We start from the raw sequence: 3060 nt of genomic DNA, 5'->3' as shown, positions 1-3060 counted from the left end.
GGCCAGCCGCAGGGCCGCCATCAGGCCCAGCGCATCGATTTCGGCCGCGCTGGCATGCCCCACGCCGTAGGCCGTCGCCCACTTGTGGATCTTGGGCACCAGGGCCACCCGGTCCGCCGGGCTGAGCAGTTTGCTGTCGCGGACGCCGCGGATCTGCTTGGCCGAGGTCGCGTCGATGGCCACCATCCCTACGCTGACCGGTCCGGCCAGGGCCCCGCGGCCCACTTCGTCCGCACCGGCGACCAGCCGGTGGCCCGCCTCCGCGAAGGACCGCTCGAAGCGCAGCGTGGGGTTCCTGCCGGTCACGGTGCCTCGTCCTGCCGGGCCAGGGCCGGCTTCCCGCCGCCGGACGCTTCGGACGGTTCCGGGACGCCGTCGAAGACCTCGGGGTAATTGCCCAGGAAGCCCAGCCGGTCCAGCGGCCAGGCGATGACGCTGGCCTTGCCCTCGACGGACTCGAGGTCCACGAAGCCCCTCGACGCCTCGTCCTGGTGTTCGCGCGAGTCCGCGGAATGGTTCCGGTTATCGCCCATGACCCAGATTTTACCCTCGGGCACCGTCACGTCGAAGGGAATCCGGGCGTTGTCCGAGCCCGGCGCCAGGTAGGGATCCTCGTCCAGCGGCTCCCCATTGACCGAGATGCGGCCATCGGCGTCGCAACAGACCACCTGGTCGCCGCCCAGGCCAATGACGCGCTTGACCAGGTGCTGCTGGGATGCGTCCGGCATCAGCCCGACGAAGGTGAGGATTTGCTGGAACCAGTTGCCTTCATCCGCCCCGTTCGGCGGCAGCCAGTTGAGCTTGTCCTGGAAAACCACCACGTCGCCGCGGCTGAGCTCAAACGGCTGCGGGACCAGCAGGTTCACGAAGATCCGGTCGTCGACCTCGAGCGTGTCCTCCATCGAGGTGGACGGGATGAAGAAGGCGCGGAAGAGGAAGGTCTTGATCAGGAAAGAAAGGACGACGGCGACCGCGACAATCGTGGCGATCTCCTTCAGCCACGACAACAGGGAGTTCCGTCCGGCGTTCTTGTGTTCGCGCTGGCGTTCGCGCTTCCGCGGCCCGGAGGCATCCGGCTGGTACCCGCCAGTGTCCTTCGGGTCCTGGTCCATACTCACTATCCTCGATTCTCCGCTGGCTGGGCATCCAACTGTATCCGCTCCAGCCCGGACACCCGGTCGAGCGGCCAGATGATGCTCAGCGGGCGGCCAATGACGCGCTCGACGGGGACCATGCCCCCGCCGGGCGCGCCGAGGAGGGCCCGCGAATCGGCCGAGGCCGACCGGTGGTCCCCCATTAACCACAATCTATCCTTGGGCACCTGGACCGAGAACTCCACCTCGCTGGGCGCGTCGCCGGGAAAGAGGTAATCCTCCTCGACGGGCTCGCCATTGACCAGCAGCCGCCCGTCCGGGCCGCAGCACTCGACCGAGTCCCCCGGCAGGCCGATCACGCGCTTCACGTAGATGGTGTCGCTGCCGGCAATGCCCAGCCACTGGCCGGCCTGCTGCGCGGCGTCCACGAACGGGGACTTGCCGCTATTAAAGGGCGCGAACGAGCCCCGCCCGTCGAAGACCACCAGGTCGCCCCGCCGGATCCCGCCGAAGTGGTAGTCGGTGCGGGAAACCAGGACACGGTCGCCGGTCTCCAGCAGCGGCTCCATCGAGCCGGACGGGATGTAGTACACGTCCAGCAGCGTGGCGCGCACGACGGCGCTGAGCACCACGGCGCAGGCGACGACGGCCAACACAAAACGCCAGCCCGGAAGTCCGGGCCGGCGTCTTGGTTGTTCCCCCGAGGCTTCGGGGGAACCAGGGAGGTGCTGCACTGGTTAGGTCAAGAAGTTGCCGGTGGGCAACTTTACTTGGCGGTGCCGAAGTCGCGCTTCTCCTTGATGCGGGCTGCCTTGCCGTGGCGCTTGCGCATGTAGTACAGCTTGGCGCGGCGCACGTCGCCCTTGGTGACGACCTCGATGTGGTCGATGATCGGGGAGTGTACCGGGAAGGTACGCTCCACGCCCACGCCGAAGGAAACCTTGCGGACGGTGAAGGTCTCGCGGACACCATGGCCCTGGCGGCCCATGACGAAACCCTGGAAAACCTGGATACGGGCGGTCTTGCCTTCGATGATGTTCACGTGCACCTTAACGGTGTCGCCGGCGCGGAACTCGGGAACGTCGCTGCGCAGCGATGCTGCGTCAACAGAGTCGAGGATATGCATTTCTCACTCCTGGTGAACGCCACAGGTCATTCACTTTGGTCACGGCAGGACGGTCAGGCGGTGCCTGCAACGGTTGCTGCCGAAATTCAGGAAACCGGCCATCCGGGAATCGGCGGCCGGAGAGTCCGGCTGTTGGCGACGCTCCCCCTGTGGCAGGAACGTGCCCAGCGGACACAATCCTCTATTTTGCCACACGGCAGGGCCCAAGCTCTAATTCCGCCGCCCAAGCCCTACATGCCGCCCCAGCCCTACATGCGGCGTGGCTGAAGCTCCGGGTGCGCCGAATCCGGCACGACCCGCTCGGGCGTAACGGTGTAGCCGAGTCCGGCCAGGGTAGCGCGGTCCTGCTTGTCCAGGGTTTCCGGATCCAGGGCCAGGACCAGGTCCGGGCGGCGCGCGGCGGTGCGGCGCAGCTGTTCGTCGCGGCGGTGCCGGGCAATCTTGGCGTGGTTTCCGCTGAGCAGCACGTCCGGGATACCGCGGCCGCGCCACTCGGAGGGTTTGGTGTAGACCGGATACTCCAGCAGCCCGTCCGAGTGGGACTCCTCCACCAGCGAGTCGGGGTTGCCGACGACGCCGGGAACCAGCCGGCCCACGGCCTCGACCATCGCCAGCACGGCCACCTCTCCCCCGTTCAGCACGTAGTCGCCGAGGCTGACCGGGCGGACCCGGAAATGCCCGCCCGCCCAGTCGAGGACGCGCTCGTCGATGCCTTCGTAGCGGCCGCAGGCGAACACCAGATGGTCCTCGGCGGCGAGCTCGTAGGCGAGGGCCTGGTTGAAGACCTCGCCGGCCGGGGACGGGACGATCAGGACCGGCCGGGCGGCGGCCGGTTCGGGG

Annotated in this window: 5 protein-coding genes; all 5 read right to left on the bottom strand. The window is 67.9% G+C overall.

Annotation, left to right across the window (positions count from 1 at the left end; translation table 11 throughout):
* Positions 1-306: ribonuclease H family protein (locus AC5RUJ_RS13600; RefSeq protein WP_494156005.1), on the bottom strand; the 306-nt coding region annotated here is incomplete at its 3' end.
* Positions 303-1112, bottom strand: coding sequence for a signal peptidase I (gene lepB, locus AC5RUJ_RS13595; RefSeq protein ID WP_494128255.1), 810 nt, complete (start codon positions 1110-1112; stop codon positions 303-305). The genes lepB (AC5RUJ_RS13595) and AC5RUJ_RS13600, both read right to left, overlap by 4 nt.
* Before the next feature lie 5 nt (positions 1113-1117).
* Complete coding sequence (lepB, locus tag AC5RUJ_RS13590; RefSeq protein ID WP_493999963.1) at positions 1118-1828, bottom strand: signal peptidase I; 711 nt, start codon at positions 1826-1828, stop codon at positions 1118-1120.
* Positions 1829-1860: 32 nt separating this feature from the next.
* Entirely contained in the window at positions 1861-2220 is a 360-nt protein-coding gene (gene rplS, locus AC5RUJ_RS13585; protein WP_493941266.1) for a 50S ribosomal protein L19, read from the bottom strand.
* A gap of 248 nt (positions 2221-2468) precedes the next feature.
* Positions 2469-3060, bottom strand: a 592-nt coding sequence (gene trmD / locus AC5RUJ_RS13580; protein WP_494156004.1) for a tRNA (guanine(37)-N(1))-methyltransferase, incomplete at its 5' end; no start/stop codon positions are given.

The sequence above is a fragment of the Arthrobacter sp. Y3223164 genome, from assembly GCF_059091005.1.
Note: the sequence above shows the minus strand (reverse complement) of the source record. Positions and strands in the feature narration are given on the sequence as shown.